This window comes from Streptomyces capoamus (assembly GCF_014654935.1).
GTDB classification, from domain to species: domain Bacteria; phylum Actinomycetota; class Actinomycetes; order Streptomycetales; family Streptomycetaceae; genus Streptomyces; species Streptomyces capoamus.
In genome coordinates this window covers 34768-55665 of sequence record NZ_BNBF01000007.1, presented here as the reverse complement: position 1 = coordinate 55665, position 20898 = coordinate 34768, and the positions used below count along the sequence as shown (strand labels likewise).

Here is a 20898-nt window from a genome sequence, read left to right as displayed (position 1 = left end):
GCCGCCGGCACGGAGGAGGTCCCGGCCGCGACCCGTACGCCGCGCCGCCGTCGCCGCACCCGCGGCGGAACACCGGCGGAGCAGGTGGCGGCCGCCGCGGCGCCGACGGTGACCGCTGTGGACACCGCCGAGACGGTGGTCACGGCGGAGGGCGCCGCCGAGACGCCGGAGCAGCCGCGCCGTCGCCGCACCCGTAGGACTGCGGCGCAGACGCCGGCGACCGGGCAGCCGGCCGAGCCGGCCACGGACACGGCCCCGGTGGCCGAGGCCGTGAGCGAGCCGGTGAGCGCGGACAGCGCCGTCGCGGCGCCCGAGGCCGCCGCGGCCCCGGCCGCGGAGACCAAGCCGCGCCGTACCCGCAAGGCCGCGGCCACCGCCGAGCCGGCCGCCGACACGGCCGAGGCCGCCGAGGCCAAGCCGCGCCGCCGCACCCGCAAGGCAGCGGAGCCGGCCGCGCCCGACGCCCCCGAGGCCGAGGCCAAGCCGCGCCGGACGCGCAAGACCGCGGCGACCGCGCCGGAGGCGACCGAGGCCGAAGCCGAGGCAAAGCCCCGCCGCACCCGCAAGACGGCGACCGCCGCCCCCGAGGCGACCGAGGCCGAAGCCGAGGCAAAGCCCCGCCGCACCCGCAAGACCGCGGCCACCGCCCCCGAGGCGACCGAGGCCGAAGCCGACGCCAAGCCCCGCCGCACCCGCAAGACCGCGGCCACCGCCCCCGAGGCGACCGAGGCCGAAGCCGACGCCAAGCCCCGCCGCACCCGCAAGACCGCGGCCACCGCCGAGGCCGCCGTGGACACCGCCGAAGGCACGGAGGCCAAGCCGCGCCGGACGCGCAAGACCGCGGCGACCGCCCCCGAGGCGACCGAACCGGAAGCCGAGGCCAAGCCCCGCCGCACCCGCAAGACCGCGGCGACCGCCCCCGAGGCGACCGAACCGGAAGCCGAGGCCAAGCCCCGCCGCACCCGCAAGACCGCGGCCACCGCGCCGGAGGCGACCGAACCGGAAGCCGAGGCCAAGCCCCGCCGCACCCGCAAGACGGCGACCGCCGCCCCCGAGGCGACCGAGGCCGAAGCCGACGCCAAGCCCCGCCGCACCCGCAAGACCGCGGCCACCGCCGAGGCCGCGGTCGACGGGGAAGCGGTCGCCGCTCCGAAGGTGCGACGGACCCGCAAGGCCGTTGCCGAGGCGCCCGCTGCGGAGATTCCGGCGCAGGCCACCGAGGAGCCGGCGGCCAAGCCGCGCCGCACGCGCAAGACCGCCGCGACGGCACCGGCGACCGCCGACGCCGAGGCGACGCCCAAGCCGCGCCGTTCGCGCAAGACGGCCGTGGCCGCGGAGGCCCCCGAGGCCTGACCGGGCTTCGCCGCACGGCGGTGACGACGACCGGTCCGATGGCCGGGTCCACACGAGTGGGCCCGGCCATCGGTGTTTCACCGCCCCTCCGCCGCACCCTCGAAAGCGCAGCTCAGGCCCGCCCGATAGCCTCTCCCCATGAGCAGGCCCGCCACCTTCGTCCCGCCTCCCGGCGCCCGTGCGTACGCGCTGCGCACGGCGCGTGGGGAGTTCGCCGTGGTCGACGCCCCCGTGGCCGCCGGGGTGGAGCCGAGGGGCGTCGTGCTGCTACTGCCGGGATTCACCGGGAGCAAGGAGGACTTCAACCCGTTGCACGTGCCGCTGGCCCGGCGCGGGTACCGGACCGTCGCCGTGGACGGGCGGGGCCAGTTCGAGTCGGACGGGCCCGCGACGGACGAGTCGGCCTACGCGCAGGAGGAGTTGGCGCGGGACGTACTGGCGCAGGCGGCGGCGGTCGGCGGACCGGTGCATCTGCTGGGGCACTCCCTCGGCGGCCAGATCGCGCGCGCGGCCGTCCTGCTGGACCACACGCCGTTCCTGTCGTTCACCCTGATGGCCTCCGGCCCGGCGCAGATCTCGCCGCCCCAGCAGGAGCGCGTGAAGCTCCTCAGGGACGCGCTCGCGGTGCTGGGCATGGCGGAGGTGTGGGAGGCGATCCAGGCGATGGAGCCACCGGAGGAGACGCAGACGCCGGCGCTCGACGCGGGTCTGGACGACCGGGACGACCTGCGGCGCCGCTGGCTGGGCACCAAGCGCGCCCAACTGCTGGCCACCGGGCGCCAGTTGTGCACTGAACCGGACCGGGTCGCGGAACTGGCCGCCGTACCGCTGCCGTTCCACGTGCTGTCGGGCGAGCGGGACGACACCTGGCCGCTGCCGTTGCTCGACGACATGGCGGTACGACTGGCGGCGCGCCGGACGGTCGTCGAGGGCGCCGAGCACTCCCCGAACACCGACCGCCCCCTGGAGACGGCCCGCGCGCTCGCCGACTTCTGGGACGGCGTGCCGGCCGGGGCGTAGCGGCCGCGCCGGACCCGAGGTCCGTCCTGTGGGGCACGCCCGGGTCGCGGGCACCGGCACCGCTGTCCGGTCGGGCGCCCGGTCCGGGACGAAGCCCTCAGTACTGCGACTGCAGGTGCTCCCAGAAGCCGTCCCGCAGCACCCGCCGCAGGTCCGCCTGGCCGCGCAGGGAGTACTGGAGCAGCGCCTCGGCCTCGACGAGCAGGTCCTGGTCGACGGAGCCGGGCAGGTAGGGGTGGCCCGGGAACAGCTCGACCAGCGCTTCGCGGCCCCGGGCGGCCAGCCACCGGGCCGCGATCTGGGCGCCGACGAAACGGACGTCCTCGCGGGTGGGGCGGGCGCCCTCGGCGGCCTCGTACGCGGTGGCGGTGCGCCGGGAGACGTACGGCTTGAAGAACTCCAGGTCGAAGGTGCGCTGGCTGTCGACCTCCCAGAGCAGCGGCTCGGCCTGGTTGCGGCCCTCGGACGCCTCGATGCCCCAGAGGTGGACGCGGGCGCCGTAGCCCTGGGCCGCCTCGACCGCTGAGACCAGGTCCTCGTCGCCGCCGAGCAGCGCCGCGTCACTGATCGCGCGGTGCCGGGCCAGTGACTCCAGATCCGTCCGGATCAGCGAGTCGACGCCCTTCTGCTGGTTGTTGGCGTTGAGGTTGCCGAGGCGGACCTTGACGTCGGGCAGTTCGGCGATGGACTGCTGCTCGGCGGTGTGGATGCGGCGGCGGGCGCCGTCGTACCAGTACACGCGCAGCAGGCGGCTGTCCGCGAAGATCTGGCGGGCCTTGTCGATCAGCGCGTCGATCAGGCCCTCGCCGTCCAGGTCGAAGGCGCGCCGGTCCTCGGTTCCGGCGACGAGCCGGCCGGCGGCCGCGTACAGGTAGCCCGCGTCGACGAAGATCGCGTGGGTCGAGGGTGTCTTCGCCACCTCGGCGAGCATGCGTTCCAGCAGCTCGTTCGTGCGCTCGATACGGGCGCCCAGGGCGGCCAGGTCGTCGTTCATCACCCTCATTGTCCCGGCGGTCACCGTACGAACACAACCGGTCCCGGTCGGTTCCTCGGAGGCGACTTACCGGTCAGTAATTAGTCGTTCGAAAAATTTCTTTAGCGTAGGGAATGTTTGTAACAAACATCGCGTTGACTCCTTACGACGCTGGATACACCAGAGGTCACATCAAGTAGTTCTCCGCAGGAGGATGACCAGACGAAGGGAGAAGCCCATGCGCTTCGAAATCATGCGACTCGACGAGGTCGACGGCACCACCGTGGACAGCACCGTCGTGGACGCCGCCTCCGTCAACCGGATCGTTCAGCAGGCCGCCGCCATCGGACAGCGCCTGTGGATCCGCCCGGCCGACACCCCGGCCTCGTAACCCGCACACGGGCTTTCCCGCCACTCGAGCTTTCCGGGGGAGCCGAGCCGACGACGGCTCAGCTCCCCCGGATCACCTGAGTGACCCCGTTGATGATCTGCTGCACGGCGATCGCGGAGAGCATCATGCCCGCGAGGCGCGTCACCAGGACGACACCGCCGTCCTTGATGACCCGGATGATCAGCAGCGAGTAACGCATCACCAGCCACAGCACGACGTGGATCGCGAGGATCGCGGACCACACCGAGATCTGCAGGGACACGCTGTCGGCCTTCTGCACGGCCAGGATCACGGACACGATCGCGCCGGGCCCCGCGAGCAGCGGCATGCCCAGCGGTACGAGCGCCACGTTGACGTCCTTGGTCTGCTTCGGCTCGTCCGTCTTGCCGGTGAGCAGGTCCAGCGCGATCAGCAGGAGCAGCAGTCCGCCCGCGATCATGAGCGCGGGGACGGAGACGTGCAGGTAGTCGAGGATCTGATGGCCCAGGACGCCGAAGACGGCGATCACCCCGCCCGCCACGCAGACCGCCTGGAAGGCCATCCGCCGCTGCACCTTGGCCGGCCGTCCGGCGGTCAGGGCGAGGAAGATCGGGGTGATCCCCGGGGGATCCATGATGACGAAGAGGGTCAGGAACAGGGAGCCGAAGACGGCGATGTCGAACATGAGGAAGTACAGGCCTTGCGGGAAGAGGGACTACGGGCGGGAACTACGGGCGTGAAGCGGTACGGACCATGGACATGAAGCGGCACGGACCGCGGACATGAGGCGGCGCGGACCGCGGGAGTGAGGCGGTGCGCACCGCGGATATGACGGGTGCGGGCCACAGCAGGGTGAAGCGTCACGGCGGACCGGCCCTCGGGCCGTCGGCTCCGCCGGTCTCCTCGGAACCGTCAGGCTCCGCCGGTCCCCGGCACCGGGAACGCGCCCGTCGCCCGCCGGGTGATCTCCCCGTACACCTCGGGGTCGGTCGTGTACGCGCCCAGCGTCACGGGCTTGCGGCTGCCGTGGTAGTCGGACGAGCCGGTGACCAGCAGTCCCAGCTCCTTCGCGAGGCCCCGCAGCCGGTCCCGGGCGTCGGCGTCGTGGTCCATGTGGTCGACCTCGATGCCGTCCAGACCGGCCTCGGCCAGCTCCGCGATCCGGGACGGCGGAACGGTACGGCCCCGCTTGGCGGCGGCCGGGTGCGCGAACACGCAGACCCCGCCCGCGCCCTTGACCAGCCGGATCGCCTCGAAGGGGTCGGTCTCGTGCTTCGCCACGAAGGCCCGTCCGCCGTCGGCCAGCCACTCCTCGGTGAACGCGTCGCTCACCGTCGGTACGACACCCAGTTCGACCAGGGCCGAGGCCACGTGCGGGCGCCCCACCGAGCCGCCGGCGGCGATCCGCTCGACCTGCTCCCAGGTGACCGGCACGCCCAGCGCGTTCAGCTTGGCGACCATGCCTCTGGCCCGGGGCACCCGGTCGTCGCGGACCAGCTCGCGTTCGGCGAGCAGGGCCGGCTCCTCGGGGTCGAAGAGGTAGGCCAGCAGGTGCATCGAGACGCCGTCGATCCGGCAGGACAGCTCGGCTCCGGTGACCAGCGTCAGCCCCTCGGGCAGCGCGGCGACCGCTTCGCCGTAGCCCCGGGTGGTGTCGTGGTCGGTCAGCGCGACGACGTCGAGCGCCGCGGCAGCGGCCTTGCGTACCAGCTCGGCAGGGGTGTCCGTACCGTCGGACGCCGTGGAGTGACAGTGCAGATCGATACGCACGCGAGCTCCAGGCGGGACGGCGGAAGAAGGGGACACCTAAGGATAGCGGTGTTTTCCGCGCCGCCTGTCACACCCGCACCCGCCGAGCACCCCCTACCGTGGAGGGATGCGGGCCGCCCACGAAACGGGACCCGGCACCCCGGTGGGCGCTACGGCTGGAGCAGGCGCGGCGACAACGCCCCGCACGGCACCAGGTCTATCTCCGCCCCCGCGTCCCGCAGATCGGTCAGCACCAGCTCGTCGTACATCAGCAGTCCGGCCTGCTCCGGCCACATCACCGCCCACAGCCACATCCCCAGCGCCTCCCCGGCGAAGACGGCGCGGTCGTCGGGGGTGCGGTAGACGTGCCAGAGCGGAGTCGGGCGGCCCGCTGCCAGCACCTTGGCCTGCGGCGGCTTCTCGACGTTCATGTACGACCCGGGATCGGGGCCGTCGATGCCGGCGTAGTGCGCGCCGAGGCCGACGCCCAGTTCCTCGGCGATCAGGATCATCTCGCCCGGGCCGCCGAGCGGGCCGGGGCCCGAGCAGGCGACCGCGGTCGCCCGGCCGCCGCTGCGGTCGTCCCCGGCGTAGGCCACCCCGGTGAACAGCCAGCCGACCGGCAGCGGCCAGGGCATCCACACCGGCACCTGGGTGCGGTGCACCACGACATTGAGCGCCTCGACGCTGGGCGGGATCACGGGCTGCAGCGGATACACCGGGCCGTGCGCGTCGCACTGCCAGGCGTCGGCGAAGAGTCCGGGAGCCCTGACGCGGCCGCCGCACCTCGGGCAACTGGGTTCGCCCCTCATAGGGCCCCACGGTCCTACCCCGGCCCGCCCGCGTCAAGGACGATCACCCGTCCGGCAGTTTCGATGTAATGCGCATTGATTGGACCCTGCTGCTCGGCCCCGCCTCCGTGGTCGTCTTCGCGGGCCTGACCGGCGCCACCCAGGAGGCCGAGGAGCCGGCGTCAACTGACCGGAACCGGCCTTGTGTTGGTGAGTTCGGTCACCCCGTGCCGGGTGCGTGTCAGTCCAGCGCGACGGACGCCCGGGCGGGGTCCCGCAGGTCCGTCCCGTGCCCGAGCCAGCGCTCCTGGAGGGCCTGGGCGCCGTGCACGCGCTTCCAGGCGGCCTCGTTCGGGGTCATCGGCAGCAGCGGCAGGAACCGTACGGGGTCCATCGGGGCGTCCAGCTCCAGGTCCTCCACCAGCCCGCCGGGCTCGCCCACCAGGACGGAGGTGAAAGGCGCTCCGGGCCACAGCGGATCGCCCACGTCGAGCGAAGCGCCCGGCGTCACCACCAGCCCCTCCACCTGCGGTGTCGCGGCCAGCACGGCGAGCGGGCGGAGCACCTTGTCGGTGTCGGCGAGGTTCGCGCGGACCGACAGGACCAGTTCGGCGCGGGGGCCCTCGACCGGGTCGGCGAGCATCGCGGCGGGATCCGTCATGGGGTGCCGGGACATGCCGAGGGTGGCGTAGCGGACGACGTCCCCCTCCTGGAAGCGGAGCACCTCGATGCGGTCCGTGCCGAGGAAGGTGACCGCGGCCCGGGCGTCGGGGTCGCCCAGCGCGGTGGTCAACCGGGCTTCGACCAGAGGAAGAACATCAGCCATGCGCCGAGCATAGAACTCGTCAGTGGCGGGCAAAGCGGCGCCTTGACAGTACGGGCGGCTGGTAGTCTGAGCCGGTGGTTCGGGGCAGCACGCCAAGCGTGGCTATCGGGTCCCGACGCCGACGAGACTCCCTTACGAGGGACCGGCCGGAGGAGGTGGGGCTGTCATGGATCGAAGTCGACCGTGCAGTACCACTCGCTCTTCCGGCTGCTGATGCAGTTCCCGGCTGGCCGCCGCCTTCCCTTGCGCTTCGTCGTTCGGAAGAGCACTTCGTCTCGCTTTGCCTGATCTGTCTGATCTGAATCAGTTCTGCATCAGCAGTGAAGTCGCCACCGCGACGGTGCGGTGCTCCCCGCTTTGTGGACGTGCCAAACACACACAGCCAGGACGTCCCCATTCCGGGTAGTTCCACCCGTTGCCGCGCGCTCTCGCTGCCCGCCCGCGAAGGAGCCTGCCCATGTCGATGATCCGCGACCTGCGCGCCGTGGTCCGCCCGTCCTCCCGTGTCTCGCTGCGCAAGGACACCGGCCCCTCGTACGACACCACGCGCGCCCCCGGCACCTCCTCGGCCGTCGTCGACTGCGCCGTCTACCGCGACGGCGCCCGCGTGCACAGCACGGGCCCGCTCACCCCGCAGGAGGCGATGCGGCTGGTGCGCCGCGACGGCGGCTTCGTCTGGATCGGGCTGCACGAGCCCACCGAGGCCGAATTCGCCGGTATCGCCGGGGAGTTCGGACTGCACCCGCTGGCCGTCGAGGACGCGGTGCAGGCCCACCAGCGGCCCAAGCTGGAGCGGTACGACGACTCGCTGTTCACCGTCTTCAAGACCATCCACTACGTCGAGCACGACCGGCTCACCGCCAACAGCGAGGTCGTGGAGACCGGCGAGGTCATGTGCTTCACCGGCCGGGACTTCTTCATCACCGTCCGGCACGGCGGCCAGGGCTCGCTGCGCGCCCTGCGCCACCGCCTCCAGGACGACCCGGAGCTGCTCGCCAAGGGCCCCTCGGCCGTGCTGCACGCCATCGCCGACCACGTCGTGGACGGATACATCGCGGTCGCCGACGCGGTGCAGGACGACATCGACGAGGTGGAGACGGAGGTCTTCTCGCCCGGCCGCAAGGGCGGGGTCTCGCGCGGTGTCGACTCGGCCCGGATCTACCAACTCAAGCGTGAGGTACTGGAGTTCAAGCGGGCGGTGGCACCGCTGCTGCGGCCCATGCAGCTGCTGAGCGAGCGGCCGATGCGGCTGATCGACCCCGACATCCAGAAGTACTTCCGCGATGTCGCCGACCACCTCGCCCGGGTCCAGGAGCAGGTGCTGGGCTTCGACGAACTGCTCAACTCCATCCTCCAGGCCAACCTGGCGCAGGCGTCCGTCGCGCAGAACGAGGACATGCGCAAGATCACCGCCTGGGCCGCGATCATCGCCGTACCGACGATGGTGTGCGGGGTGTACGGGATGAACTTCCAGTACATGCCCGAGCTGCACTGGAAGTACGGCTACCCGGCCATCATGGGCGTCACCGTCGCGCTGTGCCTGGGCATCCACCGCACGCTCAAGCGCAACGGCTGGCTGTGAGCGGGCCGGTCCGGCCTGGTTAGGCTGGGGCGCATGACAAGCGAGCTGCTCGACCGGGCCCTCATCGAGGAGGCCGCGAAGAAGTCCGGCCTGATCTGGGTCAGGGGCGCCGGGGCCCCGGCCGCGCGTGCGCTGTGGCACGTGTGGCACGAGGGCGCGGTGTGCGTGGTCGGGGACGGTCCCGGTGAGCAGCCGCTGGAGGGGCTCGCCGACGGCGGTTCCGCCGAGGTCAGCGTGCGCAGCAAGGACAAGGGCGGCCGGCTGGTGACGTTCGCGGTGACCGTGTCCCGGCTGCCGTCGGGCTCGCCGGAGTGGGAGGCGGCCGTCGCCGAGCTGAAGGGCAAGCGGCTCAATGCCCCCGACGGCGAGGAGATGCCGGCCCGCTGGGCCCGCGAGTGCCGGGTGCTGCGCCTGGTGCCGACGGGATCCGTGGCCCCGCTGCCCTCCGGTGACCTGGCCGAACGCCCGGTCCCGACCCCGGCCACCACGCGCGGCCCGGTCCCGGCGCACCTGCCGAAGCTGCTGCTCAAGCGCCGCAGGAGGAAATGAGCGGCACCGGGCGGGTGACCCGGCGGCCCTCCTACGACGTGGGCAGCTGTCTGCCGTAGTCCACCGTCTCCGACCCGGCCGGTTTCTCGACGGTGAAGTTCCTGCCCCAGTCGGAGAAGCGGAGCGTCCCGGCGTCGCCGGCCCGGACCAGGCGCAGGGGGTAGGGCGTGCCCTGGAGGGACACGTCCAGCGTGCCGCCGGCGCCGCCGTCGCCGGTGATGCGGATCGTGCGGGTACCCGACTGGTCGGCGTGGTGGCCCTCGGTCGCCAGCGCGCCGTGCAGTGTCAGCAGACCGTCGAGGAGGACGTCCTTGTCCGTGAAGCCGCTGAACTTCTTGTACGCGGGGTCGCGCCGGGGGACCTTCACGTACTTGCCGTCCAGCTTGCCCGTGCCGTCCGGCTTGCCCGTGCCGCCGTCGCCGCCGTCGGCGTGGCTCCAGAAGCCCGCGTCCGCCTTGAGGTACAGCTCCCGCCCGATCCGCAGCAGCTTGAAGGTCGCCCCCTCGGAGGTCACCGAGCCAGTGCCGCCGTCGGCCTTGAGCCGCATGTCCAGGCGGTACGTACGGCCGCTGGTGACCACCGTCCCCGACAGCCGCACGGCGGGGGCCGCGTCCGCCGCGGCCCGCGTCCTCGCCTGGATCTTCGCCGCGGGCAGCTTGCCCACCCCGTTGGTGCCCGCGTCCGGATCGTCGCCGCCGCACCCCGACAGCACCATCGCTCCGGTCACGGCCAGTGCGCAGCTCGCGGTCACCAGCAGGGACCGGCGGGTACGGCCCTGGGGCATCGCAGTCACAGGTGGGGTCGCCTTTCTGACGGTTCCTGAGCGGCGTACCGCAGCGTACCGGTGTCCCGCCCACCCGGCGGAGCCAGTCCGTCCGGACCCCCCACCAGGGCGTATCCGACCGGTACGGGCTAGCCTGAAGCGCACCCGAGCGGGCAAATCCGAGCAGATTCCCCACACCGCAGTTCCCAGCGTCTCCCAGGCAAAGGAAGCAGAGCCATGGCAGCCGGCGCCCCCCGGATCTTCGTCTCGCACCTCGCCGGGGTCCCCGTCTTCGATCCGACCGGCGACCAGGTGGGCCGCGTACGCGACATGGTCGTCATGCTGCGCGTCGGGAGACGGCCCCCGCGCGTTCTCGGGCTGGTGGTCGAACTGTCCACCAGGCGCCGTATCTTCCTGCCTATGACCCGGGTCACGGGCATCGAATCGGGCCAGGTCATCACCACCGGCGTGGTCAACGTCCGCCGCTTCGAGCAGCGTCCCACCGAGCGGCTGGTCTTCGGCGAGCTGCTGGACCGGCGGGTGACCCTGGTGGAGACCGGCGAGGAGGTCACCGTCCTCGACATGTCCGTGCAGCAGCTGCCCGCCCGCCGCGACTGGGAGGTCGACCGCGTCTTCCTGCGCAAGGGCCGCAAGGGCGGCGCCTTCCGGCGGGCGAAGGGCGAGACACTGACCGCCGAGTGGTCGGCCGTCACCGGGTTCTCCCTGGAGGAGCACGGACAGGGCGCGGAGAGCCTGCTCGCCACCTTTGAGCAGCTGCGCCCCGCCGACCTCGCCAATGTGCTGCACCACCTGTCCGCGAAGCGGCGGGCCGAGGTCGCCGCGGCCCTGGACGACGACCGGCTCGCCGACGTCCTGGAGGAGCTCCCCGAGGACGACCAGATCGAGATCCTCGGCAAGCTGAAGGAGGAGCGCGCGGCGGACGTGCTGGAGGCGATGGACCCCGACGACGCGGCCGACCTGCTCTCCGAACTCCCCGAGGAGGACAAGGAGCGGCTGCTGAGCCTGATGCAGCCCGCCGACGCGGCCGACATGCGCCGTCTGATGTCGTACGAGGAGCACACGGCCGGCGGTCTGATGACGACGGAGCCGATCGTGCTGCGGCCGGACGCCACCGTCGCCGACGCGCTCGCCCGGGTCCGCAACCCGGACCTGTCCCCCGCCCTCGCCGCCCAGGTCTACGTCTGCCGGCCGCCCGACGAGACGCCGACCGGCAAGTACCTGGGCACCGTGCACTTCCAGCGGCTGCTGCGGGACCCGCCGTACACCCTGGTCAGCTCGCTCGTGGACGACGACCTGCAAGCCCTGGACCCGGACGCCGCGCTGCCGGTCGTCGCCGGGTTCTTCGCCACGTACGACATGGTGGCGGCACCCGTCGTGGACGAGTCCGGCTCCCTGCTCGGCGCGGTGACCGTGGACGACGTCCTGGACCACATGCTGCCCGAGGACTGGCGGGAGACCGAGTTCCACCTGGACGAGGGAGAGGAGGCGCCCGCCCATGGCTCCTGAGCGCGAGACCGCGACCCGCGAACGCAACCCGGCGGGCGCCACGGCCGCCGGACGGCCCCGGGCGGCCCGGCTGGACCAGCCGCGGCCGCCGCGCCGCCGGTTCCTGCCCGAGTGGGACCCCGAGGCCTTCGGCCGGCTGTCGGAGAAGATCGCCCGGTTCCTGGGGACCGGACGCTTCATCGTGTGGATGACGGTCGTCATCATCCTGTGGGTGGTGTGGAACGTCGCCGCGCCCCGTCACCTGCGCTTCGACCAGTACCCGTTCATCTTCCTCACCCTGATGCTGTCCCTGCAGGCGTCCTACGCGGCCCCGCTGATCCTGCTCGCGCAGAACCGGCAGGACGACCGGGACCGGGTCAACCTGGAGCAGGACCGCAAGCAGAACGAGCGGTCCATCGCCGACACCGAGTACCTGACCCGGGAGGTGGCCGCGCTGCGCACCGGTCTGGGCGAGGTCGCCACCCGGGACTGGATCCGCTCGGAGCTCCAGGACCTGGTCAAGGAGCTGGAGGAGCGCCGACGGCACGACGGGCACCCGGGCCAGGTCGTATTCCCGGCGGAACGGACGGAACGCCCGCCCGGACGTGACACAGACGACCGCTGAGGGGCATCCCTCAGGCCCCTCGGTGCGCCGTACCATCGTCCTTATGGCTACGGAAGACGCGGTGCGCGAGGCACTGGCGACGGTGAACGACCCCGAGATCAACCGCCCGATCACCGAACTCGGGATGGTCAAATCGGTGGAGATCGGCGCGGACGGAGCGGTCGCGGTCACCGTGTACCTGACGGTGTCCGGCTGCCCGATGCGCGACACCATCACGCAGCGCGTCACCGAGGCGGTCGCCCGGGTGGAGGGCGTCACCCGCGTCGACGTCACGCTGGACGTGATGAGCGACGAGCAGCGCAAGGAGCTGGCGGCGGCCCTGCGCGGCGGGCAGGCCGAGCGCGAGGTCCCCTTCGCCAAGCCCGGCAGCCTCACCCGGGTCTACGCGGTCGCGTCCGGCAAGGGCGGCGTCGGCAAGTCCTCGGTGACGGTGAACCTGGCCGCGGCCATGGCCGCCGACGGCCTGAAGGTCGGTGTCGTGGACGCCGACATCTACGGCCACAGCGTGCCTCGCATGCTGGGCGCCGACGGCCGGCCCACCCAGGTCGAGAACATGATCATGCCGCCGTCCGCGAACGGTGTGAAGGTCATCTCCATCGGCATGTTCACGCCGGGCAACGCCCCTGTCGTCTGGCGCGGTCCGATGCTCCACCGCGCCCTGCAGCAGTTCCTCGCGGACGTCTACTGGGGCGACCTCGACGTGCTGCTGCTGGACCTCCCGCCCGGCACGGGTGACATCGCGATCTCCGTCGCCCAGCTCGTCCCGAACGCCGAGATCCTGGTCGTCACGACCCCGCAGCAGGCGGCGGCCGAGGTGGCCGAGCGGGCCGGCTCCATCGCGGTGCAGACCCACCAGAAGATCGTCGGCGTGGTCGAGAACATGTCCGGCCTGCCCTGCCCGCACTGCGGCGAGATGGTCGACGTCTTCGGCACGGGCGGCGGCCAGATGGTCGCCGACGGCCTCACCCGCACCACGGGCGCGACGGTCCCGGTGCTCGGCAGCATCCCGATCGACGTCCGCCTCCGCGAGGGCGGCGACGAGGGCAAGCCGGTGGTCCTGACCGACCCCGGCTCCCCGGCAGGCTCGGCCCTGCGCGCGATCGCGGGCAAGCTGGGCGGCCGCCAGCGGGGCCTTTCGGGACTGTCGCTGGGGATCACACCGAAGAACAAGTTCTAGGGCTGACTCCGGTACGACGAAGGGGCGCCGTCCTGCGCGGACGGCGCCCCTTCGTCAGTCGTCCTCGGTCCCGCGCCCCGGGCACAGGTCGAGCGTGGTGCACAGCATGATCTCCTCGCAGGAGCCCGCCGGCCCGGCACCCGGCTTCCGCTCGGCGTGCGGCACGAACCGCCACTGCGAGGCCTTGGCGTGCCGCGTCCGGTCCGCCTTCTCCACCTGCGCGTGCAGCGTGCGGGCCTGCGGGTCGTTCGTCTCCACCAGCACCTCGTCGGCGCCCAGCGGGAAGTGGTCGTGCAGCAGGCACAGGCCGAAACGGTTCAGATTGCCGTGCTTGGCCAGTACCGCCACCAGGTCCGCGACGAACTCGGCGTCCTGGGGCCCCAGTCCTTCGGCCTCCTCGAAACGGGGAAGCGGATTGCGCAGGGAGGTGCCCACCTTGATATCGGTCATGGTTCCTCCGTCAATCAGCTGACGGTCAGCTAGTTCCATTGTCAGCCGCCGCTCCCGTCCCCGCAAATGCCATTGGCACGCCCAACAGGGTGTGCGTCAGTGACTTCGCCGTGTGTCTGTGCATGACATAAACGACGCCCTGCCTAGATTCACCAGGGACAGGGAGAGGTGTCTGCCCGATGGTGATGACTCGGTGGTGGCGGCTGTTGTCGCTCGTCGTGCTGATGACGTGCGGGTGGGGGTGCGGCACAGCTCAGGCGCAGGCGCAGGCGCAGCATCGGAATGCCGGTCCCGACTGCCACGTACAGGGCCTCGAAGGCAGCACGGTGAAGGCCGCGTTGCGCTTGCTGCAGCACAAGCGCGCCCATCCGCTGGTCACTTCGGACATGACGGTGTGGGTGCCGCGGCATTGGCAGCTGGCCGAGTTCCTGACGTTCTCCGAGGATTCTGAGAAGTACCGCACGGCGATGCGATGCCTGCTCCGCGGGAACGAGGCTCCTGCAGCACGCACCGAATGGCACGCCGACCCGGACGTGATGGCCACCACCACTCAGGTCAAGGTGCACTACGTCGCCTATGACTGGATCACCTCGGAGAAACCGCGCAAGGTAGGCCCTTGGGAGATCGCTCCTGCCGGCAATAAATGGAACATCACCCTGCGGCCGCCGGCGCTTCAGGGGAGCCGGTGGAGCGAAATCACAGCTGATCTGGGCGGCCTCAATTTCAACGACTTCTCGGGACACGCGTGGTCCTCGACCGAGAAAAGCGTGACCTGGAGGAACCAGCCTCCCGATCGCATCCAGGTCCAAGTCGATCTGTCCTGGCAGCGTTCCTTGGCGGTCTTCCTCAACCAGCCGTCCCTGGCCACGGTGGGCGTTGCCGCGTGGTGGGTGTCCGCCTCCGTCCTGCTCGCCCTCGCCGCGCTCCGCGTCAGGCGCCCCCGGACAGCCCCCGCCGACGGGACGGCCGGGCATTCCCCACCGGGAGGGCAGCCCTCGAACGCCGAAGGGGCCGAGGGGAGCCTCCCTCGGACACTCCTGCAGTGGGCCCTGCTGAGCGGGGCGGTCGCCCTGACGCTGCTCCTGCTCGTCAAGCGATTCTCACCCCGGTCGCAAGCCCTTCTGTGCATCCCCGCAGGGCTGGCCCTGCTCCTCGTCGCCCGCCCCTGGAATCACGGCGGGACGCCGACGGCGCCCGGCGCCGCACCCCAGGAGCCCGCCCGCCCAGAGGACGTCCAGCCGCGCAAGGCGCGCACCGTCGTCTCGACCGGGTGTGCGGTCGCGGGTGTCGGCTTGCTGGTGATCGTGGCCCATGAGCTCTTCGGACTGCCGGAAAACCTGCAGCCGACCACGGCAACCGTCGTCGGCCGCGCCGGGCTGGTCCTGCTGGGCCTGTCCATCACATGGCTGTGGCTGGCCGCCATGGCCGCCTGGGCATGGCGTTTCGCGAGCGAGGGGAACTTGCTGAGCAAGCGCTGGGCCGCCCGCTGGGACAGGACTCCGGCCCATTGCGTGGCCGTCGCAGGAGGCCTGCTCGTGACCGTCGCCGGCGCACTTCTCGTGTGTGCCTGGTGGGGGAACAGACAGCGCTGGATGCGCGTCAACTGGCTGGTCGCGCGGCCCGACTCGGCCGCGTACGACAAAGACCTGAACACTGTGCTGACGAGGTTGTTCTTCACCGACCTGAACTGGCTTTTCGCCTACAGCTGGGTCTTGACGGGGATCGCGCTGCTGGCGCTGCTGACCTCTCGCAACCGACCACGCCGAGCACGTGGCCGCCGCAGGCCCGAGCGCCACTCCCTGGGTCCTGACAAGCCGGATCTCCTGCTGATCGTCGCGATGTTCGCCCTCTTCGTCGGGCTCCGTGCCGCGGCCTTCGCGGGGGCCAGCGCGGTGTACGGCGTCTGGCTGCCGCTGAACATTCTGTCCGTGTACGCCGTCCTGGCCCTGGGACACCGATCGTCCGTGCTGAGCGAGCTGGGGGACCGCTTCTGCGTACAACGGCTGGGCACCGAGAAGCACCGGCGCGAGATGATGAGCAGGGCCCACCAATACAGCAACGTCAACCACCAGATGTACCTGCTGGACCAAGGGCGCGCCGGTGCGACCACCCGGGAACAACTGCAGGAACAGCTGCGGCAGCTCCGCCAGTGGCTGACCACTGCCTGCGACAGGGGAAATCCGCCGGACCAGATCTCGGTGCTGGACGTCGCCCTGGCGTGGGGACCCGACGGGCACTGGTGGTACAACGCGACACGCGCAGCACGGCTGGCCTTCTGGTTCGGCACGCCGGCCACCGCGCTCCTCGTCTACTTCCAGATGCAGGAGCCCTACTTCCGGGGCCACATCAAAGCGGACCCCACCGGAATCCCGGACTTCCTCGCCAGCCTGGCCCTCTATCAGATGGCGTGGACGGCCGCCGGCTTCACGCTCGGGGCACTGTGGCGTCTGCTGCCCGGGCGCCGGAGCCAGGCCCGGGCGTGGATGCTCGCGGCCGCCTACGGCATCCCCGTGCTGGCGGCCGCCGGGCTGGTCCGGCTCACCGACACGGACACCGGCCAGATGACTCTGTACACCCTTCTCCTGCTCGGCGTCCTGACCCTCACCAGCATCTGGATGGACATGGCGACCTTCCGGGAGGAGCGGCAGTACACGCCCAGCCCCTTCGCACTGCTGGTCTCGATCTACCAGCTGCGGGGCCTGTCGGTCCGGATCGCCTGGCTCCTGACACAGCTCACGGCGGTCGTGGCGTTGTATCAGAAGCTGAAGCCCTGAGCGGGCCGGCCGGACCCGGGAAGCGGTGACACCCGGGCCCGGTACGTCAGGCGTACGCCGCGATGTCCTTGATCGCGGCGAAGCCGAGGCCGTACGCGCTCATTCCCCGGCCGTACGCGCTCATTCCCCGGCCGTACGCGCCCAGGTGGACCCCCGCCTCCGTGGTGCCGGCCAGGACCCAGCCGTACTCGGACTCCCGGTAGTGGAACGAGGCGGCGACGCCGTCCACCGGGAGGGAGAGTCTGGACCACTCGGGGCCGTCGAGGTCGTCGGCCAGTGCCCAGGCCGTCTCGGTCTGCTGGTCCAGCCAGTCGTCGCGCAGGCTGTGGTCCATCTGGCCCGGCCAGGTGAACGAGAGCAGCCCGACGCCGGCCAGCCACGCCGCCGAGGACACCGAGGTGGCCTCCAGCAGTCCCGTGCCGTCGGCGCTGCGCCGGGACGGCTGCGCGGCGACGGTCACCACGACCGCGAACTTCTCCCGCGGCTCGCCCACCGCGCCGGTCTCGCCGCGGACCGAGGGCTCGTCACCGTGGCCGATCGAACCGTGCTCGACGGCGCCGTCGGCGGCGGTGCCGACCTGCATCAGCCAGCGGGGCCCCGTGAACGCCTCGTCCAGGCCGTACCACGGGAAGGTCGCCCGCAGGTAACCGTCGACCGTACGCCGGGCGGAGGGGAGTTGCTGTCCGCCCTCCGCGGCCGGCGCCTGCGCGCCCACCCGACTCGTCGTCTCCATCTGCCCGGACGCCTCCTCGCTCTCGTCGGACCGACGTGGCCCGCCCCCCTTCGGGCGTACGTGTCCGGTCCGCACAACAACTCGGCAGCATATCCACACCGCTGGGAGCGGCCGGGCAGGCGCCGGATGCGTGGGTCGCGCGCAGGGCCTGTTCAGGCCCTGTGCGGGGGGTACCGGCTATGAAACGCGTCACGTGTGCGGCGTAGTGCCGCGTGCGCGTGTCGCCGGCCTGCGAGGAGGAGCGCCTCGCCCCCGGAGGGACCTACGTGGCGTCCGCGTCGAAGGGCGGGCGGTCGTCGTCCCCCGGGGTCTCGGGCTTCTTGGTCATGTCCACGCGGCCGCCGGAGGGACCCGGGGCGGAGGCCTGGCCGTCCCGGCTGTGGACGGCGTCCGTGACCTCGGCCATCTCCTTCTTCAGGTCGAAGCCGTTGCGGATCTCCTTCAGCCCCAGGTCGTCGTTGTCCAGCTGCTTGCGGAGGAACGTCTTGGGGTTGAGGTCCTCGAACTCGAAGTCCTTGAACTCGGGACCCAGTTCGCTGCGGATGTCCTGCTTCGCACTCTCCGAGAACTCGCGGATCTTCCGGATCGTGCGCATCACGTCCTGGATGACCTTCGGGAGCTTGTCCGGACCGAAGACGAGCACGGCGAGCACGATGATGGTCACCAGCTCCAGTGGTCCTATGTCATTGAACACCTGACGCTCCTTGCGATGTCCTCGGTCGCTCAACGGTACCCGGCCTTCCTGTCCGACCGGTACCGTCCCGAGGTGAGACTTGTGTCAGTTACGTTCCGACGCGCCCAGGACCAGTGACACCTGCCGCTCGGCGCCGCCGCGTTCCACCGTGAGCCGCAGCCGGTCGCCGGGCCGGTGGGCGCGGATCTTGATGATCAGCTCCTCGCCGGTGTGCACGCGCTCCCCGCCGACCCCGGTGACGACGTCTCCCGCCCGCAGCCCCGCCCGCGCCCCGGGGCCGCCCCGCAGGACGGCGGGGCCGCCGCCGGCGCTCCTGTCCTCGATCCGGGCGCCGTCGCCGGTGTAGCCCATGTCCAGGGTGACGCCGATCACCGGGTGGGTGGCCCGGCCGTCGTTGATCAGTTCCTCGGCGACGCGCCTGGCCTGGTTGACGGGTATGGCGAAACCGAGGCCGATGGAGCCGGCCTGGCCGCCGTCGGAGTCCGTGCCGCCGCCCGCGGAGCGGATGGCGGAGTTGATGCCGATGACCCGGGCCCGGGAGTCGAGCAGCGGGCCGCCGGAGTTGCCCGGGTTGATCGGGGCGTCGGTCTGCAGGGCGTCGACGTACGACACGTCGCTGCCGTCGCTCTTCTCCCCGCCGGCCGTGATGGGCCGCTCCTTGGCGCTGATGATGCCGGAGGTGACCGTGTTGCTGAGGCCGAAGGGGGCGCCGATGGCGACGACCGGGTCACCGACCCTGACGTCGTCGGAGTTGCCGAGGGGCAGCGGGGTGAGACCGCGGACGCCGTGCACCTGGACGACGGCGAGGTCGTAGCCGCTGTCCCGGCCGACGACCTCGGCCCTGACGGTGTCGCCGCTGCCGAACGTCACGGATATCTCGCCGCCCGCCCCGGCGGGCTCGACCACGTGGTTGTTGGTGAGGACGTGGCCCAAGGTGTCGAGCACGAAACCGGTGCCGGTGCCGGCTTGGTCGGCCCCCTTGACGTGCAAGGTCACCACGCTGGGCAGGGCCCGGGCGGCGATCCCGGCCACGCTGTCCGGCGCCCGGCCGGCCGGCACGCCCCCGGCCTGCGGCAGCCGTACGTCGCCGCCGAGACCGTCGCGCTCGACGGAGGCGCCGACCGCTCCGCCGACAGCCGCGGCGACCAGGGCGACGACCGCGGTCCACACGAGCGGCAGCCGCCGCGTGCGCCGGCGCTCCGTGAGCACCCCGGCACCGGTCTGCTGCAACGGCCCCCGGGCGAGCGCCTGCTCCTGGGCGGAGCCGGCGGCCCAGGGGTCGTAAGGCCCCCAGGGGCCGGGGGTCTGCGGCACGCGGTCCGCGGACGGAACTCCGGGCGCGGGCGGTGCCAGGGGCGAGGAAGCCGGTGCGAGTGCGGGGGCGGCGGGTCCGGGCGGGGGCGCCGGCGGGCCCGCGGGGGCGGGGACGGCCGTGCCGTGGGCCGGGGTCGCCGCCGGGTGCTGCACCGGCGGCGCCGGGGCCCAGGGGCCGGGTTCGCCGTACGGCGGGGTGCCGTACGGATCGGGGTCGTGCAGCGGCTTGGGCCGCTCGGCGGAAGCCGCCCGGGGGTGCCCGGCGGCTACGGCCCCCTCCTCGGTCACGGTGTCCGGCGCACCGGCGCCGGACGGCGGGACCGGCGCCGGCTCGGCCAGCTCGAAGTCGCCGCCGGATCCGGTGTTCTCCGCGTGCTCGGTGTCCGCGGTCCGGGCGGCCGGAGCTTCCGCCGCTCCCGCCGGTCCGTCCACCGGCGGGACACGGTTCCCCTCGTTCATGCTCTCCCCACGGCTGGCCACGACCGCGTGCTGCCACGGCCGTGGATCATCGGCTGCCGCTCCCGGGTCGTCGCCGCGGGCACGGCCTCATCCGGATTCAACCAGGTTCGCGGGCCGTGGCGCAGTGGCCGGTCAGGGCGACGGTCGGGGTACGGCCGGGGAGGCCGACGGGGAGGCCGGGGCGGGGTCGGCAGTGGAAGCGGTGTCGGGGACGGGGGCGGACAGCAGGCCGGAGCCGGTGACTCCGACGGTGGTGGACCAGTCGGCGAGCGGCTGGGCCACGGTGTCGTCGAGCGGGCGTATCAGCGGGGAGACGGCGGCGGCACCGGCCAGCACCGGAGCGGTCAGGCCGCGCACCGTGTCGGTGCGGGTCCGCCCGGCGGCGGGGGCCGGCACCCCGGGCACCAGCGGCGCGGACAGGGTGGTCGGCACCACCGGGTCCGGGCCGGTCAGCGAGCCGCCGCCCTGCGCGAGCAGCGGACCGGCGGTTCGGCGGCGCTGGCTGTCCGGCGTGACCGCGCCGCCCACCGAGCCGGTGCCCGCGGAGCGGGCCGGGGTGACATTGCTGCCGGTGCCGGTGCCGCCCCGGGCGTCCGCGGTCGGGTCGCCGGGCACGGCGGTGGTCACCCCGCCGAGGGCGATCGCGGCCAGCGAGACAGCGCCGGCGGCGGCGAACGCGAACCGCAGCCCGCGCCAGGCGGGGCGGCCGTCGTCCGGGCGGCCGACGGGGTGGATGCGGAAGCCGCGGTCCCCGGGGGCGGGGACGCCGTCCGGGAGGTACCCCGGCGCGTGGGCGGGGACGTACCCGAACGGGAGGCGCTCGCCGCGTCTCACACCGAACGTCCCGGCGGCCCCGGGCGTCGCGGTGCTGCCGCCGAGGAGTCCGCCCCGGCCGGACGGCGTGCCGCCGCCGTCGGGATCACCGCCCCCCGGGAGGCCCTGGAGACGGGCCAGGAAGCTCTCCGAGGGCGGGGGCGGGGCCGCCTCCGCGAACACGTTCTTCAGCGCGCGCTGCGCGTCGGCCTCCGCCTTGCACCGGGCGCAGGTGGCCAGGTGGGCGAGGACGCGCTCACGCGTCTCATGACCGAGCTCCCCGTCCACCAGGGCGGAGAGCCGGTCTCCCAGGTGCTGCTCTGCGAGATGTGCCTTCTCGACAGGTTTCGGCCGTGATCCGTTCACGCGGTCGCGCC

At 72.5% G+C, this 20898-nt stretch carries 19 protein-coding genes and 1 pseudogene; 9 read left to right on the top strand and 11 right to left on the bottom strand.

Features of this window, described 5'->3' with window-relative positions:
• Both IE312_RS13305 and IE312_RS13300 read left to right on the top strand, forming a co-directional pair.
• Nucleotides 1–1353: pseudogene (locus IE312_RS13305) on the top strand (DEAD/DEAH box helicase); the annotation flags it as partial.
• 138 nt (nucleotides 1354–1491) lie between these two features.
• Complete coding sequence (locus tag IE312_RS13300) at nucleotides 1492–2373, top strand: alpha/beta fold hydrolase (RefSeq protein ID WP_189981402.1); 882 nt, start codon at nucleotides 1492–1494, stop codon at nucleotides 2371–2373.
• A gap of 97 nt (nucleotides 2374–2470) precedes the next feature.
• Here the strand turns inward: IE312_RS13300 and IE312_RS13295 are convergent, their stop codons facing one another.
• Nucleotides 2471–3376, bottom strand: coding sequence for an NYN domain-containing protein (locus tag IE312_RS13295; RefSeq protein WP_189981400.1), 906 nt, complete (start codon nucleotides 3374–3376; stop codon nucleotides 2471–2473).
• Nucleotides 3377–3584: 208 nt separating this feature from the next.
• Here IE312_RS13295 and IE312_RS13290 point away from each other — a divergent pair, with 208 nt between their 5' ends.
• Entirely contained in the window at nucleotides 3585–3737 is a 153-nt protein-coding gene (locus IE312_RS13290; protein ID WP_018571269.1) for a DUF8834 family protein, read from the top strand.
• 58 nt (nucleotides 3738–3795) lie between these two features.
• On the opposite strand, the gene IE312_RS13285 is transcribed toward IE312_RS13290, so the two are convergent.
• The 4 genes from IE312_RS13285 to IE312_RS13270 all read right to left on the bottom strand — a co-directional run bounded on the left by IE312_RS13285 (nucleotide 3796) and on the right by IE312_RS13270 (nucleotide 7082).
• On the bottom strand, nucleotides 3796–4401 hold the full coding sequence (locus IE312_RS13285) for a MarC family protein (RefSeq protein WP_189981398.1): 606 nt from the start codon (nucleotides 4399–4401) through the stop codon (nucleotides 3796–3798).
• 227 nt (nucleotides 4402–4628) lie between these two features.
• Nucleotides 4629–5486, bottom strand: a complete 858-nt coding sequence (locus IE312_RS13280; RefSeq protein WP_189981396.1) for a PHP domain-containing protein — start codon at nucleotides 5484–5486, stop codon at nucleotides 4629–4631.
• A gap of 149 nt (nucleotides 5487–5635) precedes the next feature.
• Nucleotides 5636–6277, bottom strand: coding sequence for a DUF6758 family protein (locus IE312_RS13275; RefSeq protein WP_189981394.1), 642 nt, complete (start codon nucleotides 6275–6277; stop codon nucleotides 5636–5638).
• A gap of 220 nt (nucleotides 6278–6497) precedes the next feature.
• Entirely contained in the window at nucleotides 6498–7082 is a 585-nt protein-coding gene (locus IE312_RS13270; RefSeq protein ID WP_189981392.1) for a suppressor of fused domain protein, read from the bottom strand.
• Nucleotides 7083–7539: 457 nt separating this feature from the next.
• Between IE312_RS13270 and IE312_RS13265 the strand changes: the two genes are divergently transcribed.
• Both IE312_RS13265 and IE312_RS13260 read left to right on the top strand, forming a co-directional pair.
• On the top strand, nucleotides 7540–8664 hold the full coding sequence (locus IE312_RS13265; protein WP_189981390.1) for a magnesium and cobalt transport protein CorA: 1125 nt from the start codon (nucleotides 7540–7542) through the stop codon (nucleotides 8662–8664).
• 33 nt (nucleotides 8665–8697) lie between these two features.
• Nucleotides 8698–9213, top strand: coding sequence for a hypothetical protein (locus tag IE312_RS13260; RefSeq protein ID WP_189981388.1), 516 nt, complete (start codon nucleotides 8698–8700; stop codon nucleotides 9211–9213).
• A 31-nt stretch (nucleotides 9214–9244) separates the two neighbouring features.
• On the opposite strand, the gene IE312_RS13255 is transcribed toward IE312_RS13260, so the two are convergent.
• Nucleotides 9245–10006, bottom strand: coding sequence for a hypothetical protein (locus IE312_RS13255; protein WP_229899656.1), 762 nt, complete (start codon nucleotides 10004–10006; stop codon nucleotides 9245–9247).
• Nucleotides 10007–10213: 207 nt separating this feature from the next.
• On the opposite strand from IE312_RS13255, the gene IE312_RS13250 reads away from it, so the two are divergent.
• The 3 genes from IE312_RS13250 to IE312_RS13240 are packed head-to-tail and all read left to right on the top strand — an operon-like array spanning nucleotide 10214 to nucleotide 13284.
• Nucleotides 10214–11503 carry a magnesium transporter MgtE N-terminal domain-containing protein gene (locus IE312_RS13250; RefSeq protein ID WP_189981386.1) on the top strand — a complete coding sequence of 430 codons (1290 nt, stop codon included), beginning with the start codon at nucleotides 10214–10216 and terminating at the stop codon, nucleotides 11501–11503.
• Nucleotides 11493–12107: a DUF1003 domain-containing protein gene (locus IE312_RS13245; protein WP_189981385.1), complete on the top strand. Its 615-nt coding sequence runs from the start codon at nucleotides 11493–11495 to the stop codon at nucleotides 12105–12107. Before IE312_RS13250 ends, IE312_RS13245 begins: the two co-directional genes overlap by 11 nt.
• A 43-nt stretch (nucleotides 12108–12150) precedes the next feature.
• On the top strand, nucleotides 12151–13284 hold the full coding sequence (locus IE312_RS13240) for an Mrp/NBP35 family ATP-binding protein (protein WP_189981383.1): 1134 nt from the start codon (nucleotides 12151–12153) through the stop codon (nucleotides 13282–13284).
• Nucleotides 13285–13338: 54 nt separating this feature from the next.
• On the opposite strand, the gene IE312_RS13235 is transcribed toward IE312_RS13240, so the two are convergent.
• The gene (locus IE312_RS13235; protein ID WP_189981381.1) at nucleotides 13339–13734 is read right to left on the bottom strand and encodes a hypothetical protein; all 396 of its coding nucleotides are present in this window, start codon (nucleotides 13732–13734) and stop codon (nucleotides 13339–13341) included.
• A 179-nt stretch (nucleotides 13735–13913) separates the two neighbouring features.
• Between IE312_RS13235 and IE312_RS13230 the strand changes: the two genes are divergently transcribed.
• Complete coding sequence (locus IE312_RS13230; protein ID WP_189981379.1) at nucleotides 13914–16508, top strand: DUF6185 family protein; 2595 nt, start codon at nucleotides 13914–13916, stop codon at nucleotides 16506–16508.
• Between the two features lie 46 nt (nucleotides 16509–16554).
• Here the strand turns inward: IE312_RS13230 and IE312_RS13225 are convergent, their stop codons facing one another.
• From IE312_RS13225 to IE312_RS13210, 4 genes are all read right to left on the bottom strand, one after another.
• The gene (locus IE312_RS13225; RefSeq protein ID WP_189981377.1) at nucleotides 16555–17241 is read right to left on the bottom strand and encodes a hypothetical protein; all 687 of its coding nucleotides are present in this window, start codon (nucleotides 17239–17241) and stop codon (nucleotides 16555–16557) included.
• Nucleotides 17242–17503: 262 nt separating this feature from the next.
• Entirely contained in the window at nucleotides 17504–17935 is a 432-nt protein-coding gene (locus tag IE312_RS13220) for a sec-independent translocase (RefSeq protein ID WP_189981376.1), read from the bottom strand.
• 84 nt (nucleotides 17936–18019) lie between these two features.
• Nucleotides 18020–19708, bottom strand: coding sequence for a trypsin-like peptidase domain-containing protein (locus IE312_RS13215; RefSeq protein WP_229899654.1), 1689 nt, complete (start codon nucleotides 19706–19708; stop codon nucleotides 18020–18022).
• Nucleotides 19709–19840: 132 nt separating this feature from the next.
• On the bottom strand, nucleotides 19841–20887 hold the full coding sequence (locus IE312_RS13210; RefSeq protein ID WP_189981375.1) for an anti-sigma factor family protein: 1047 nt from the start codon (nucleotides 20885–20887) through the stop codon (nucleotides 19841–19843).
• Nucleotides 20888–20898: the final 11 nt, after the last annotated feature.

Excerpts from the sequence above, each read along its gene's own strand:
- IE312_RS13230 (WP_189981379.1), top strand. The coding sequence starts at position 13,914 with ATGGTGATGACTCGGTGGTGGCGGCTGTTGTCGCTCGTCGTGCTGATG.
- IE312_RS13235 (WP_189981381.1), bottom strand. The coding sequence starts at position 13,734 with ATGACCGATATCAAGGTGGGCACCTCCCTGCGCAATCCGCTTCCCCGT.
- IE312_RS13245 (WP_189981385.1), top strand. The coding sequence starts at position 11,493 with ATGGCTCCTGAGCGCGAGACCGCGACCCGCGAACGCAACCCGGCGGGC.
- IE312_RS13290 (WP_018571269.1), top strand. The coding sequence starts at position 3,585 with ATGCGCTTCGAAATCATGCGACTCGACGAGGTCGACGGCACCACCGTG.
- IE312_RS13275 (WP_189981394.1), bottom strand. The coding sequence starts at position 6,277 with ATGAGGGGCGAACCCAGTTGCCCGAGGTGCGGCGGCCGCGTCAGGGCT.
- IE312_RS13250 (WP_189981386.1), top strand. The coding sequence starts at position 10,214 with ATGGCAGCCGGCGCCCCCCGGATCTTCGTCTCGCACCTCGCCGGGGTC.
- IE312_RS13240 (WP_189981383.1), top strand. The coding sequence starts at position 12,151 with ATGGCTACGGAAGACGCGGTGCGCGAGGCACTGGCGACGGTGAACGAC.
- IE312_RS13285 (WP_189981398.1), bottom strand. The coding sequence starts at position 4,401 with ATGTTCGACATCGCCGTCTTCGGCTCCCTGTTCCTGACCCTCTTCGTC.
- IE312_RS13270 (WP_189981392.1), bottom strand. The coding sequence starts at position 7,082 with ATGGCTGATGTTCTTCCTCTGGTCGAAGCCCGGTTGACCACCGCGCTG.
- IE312_RS13265 (WP_189981390.1), top strand. The coding sequence starts at position 7,540 with ATGTCGATGATCCGCGACCTGCGCGCCGTGGTCCGCCCGTCCTCCCGT.
- IE312_RS13260 (WP_189981388.1), top strand. The coding sequence starts at position 8,698 with ATGACAAGCGAGCTGCTCGACCGGGCCCTCATCGAGGAGGCCGCGAAG.
- IE312_RS13300 (WP_189981402.1), top strand. The coding sequence starts at position 1,492 with ATGAGCAGGCCCGCCACCTTCGTCCCGCCTCCCGGCGCCCGTGCGTAC.
- IE312_RS13215 (WP_229899654.1), bottom strand. The coding sequence starts at position 19,708 with ATGAACGAGGGGAACCGTGTCCCGCCGGTGGACGGACCGGCGGGAGCG.
- IE312_RS13225 (WP_189981377.1), bottom strand. The coding sequence starts at position 17,241 with ATGGAGACGACGAGTCGGGTGGGCGCGCAGGCGCCGGCCGCGGAGGGC.
- IE312_RS13295 (WP_189981400.1), bottom strand. The coding sequence starts at position 3,376 with ATGAGGGTGATGAACGACGACCTGGCCGCCCTGGGCGCCCGTATCGAG.